This window comes from Microseira wollei NIES-4236 (assembly GCF_020521235.1).
Classification (GTDB): domain Bacteria; phylum Cyanobacteriota; class Cyanobacteriia; order Cyanobacteriales; family Aerosakkonemataceae; genus Microseira; species Microseira wollei.
This window is the reverse complement of sequence record NZ_BLAY01000738.1, coordinates 1-255: the sequence shown is the minus strand read 5'-3', so window position 1 is coordinate 255 and position 255 is coordinate 1. Positions and strand designations below refer to the sequence as shown.

1 pseudogene is annotated in these 255 nt (G+C 49.8%); it reads left to right on the top strand.

From position 1 onward, the window contains the following. A pseudogene (locus tag MiSe_RS50395) lies at positions 1–255 on the top strand (hypothetical protein); the annotation flags it as partial.

The window sequence follows — 255 nt, the reverse complement described above, 5'->3', positions numbered from 1 at the left end:
ATGTTGCTGTTGCGGATATCTCTGGTGTTTCTCCCATTGATTCGAGATCGGCAGTTGGCGATGCTTTTGAATCAATTGCTGTGGCGGATGTTGGTGCGACCGCTGACGAAGAGGATGTTGCTGTTGCAGATATCTCTGGTGTTTCTCCCATAGATGCGAGATCGGCAGTTGGCGATGCTTTGGAATCAATTGCTGTGGGGGATGTTGCTGTTGCGGATATCTCTGGTGTTTCTCCCATAGATGCGACATCAGCTG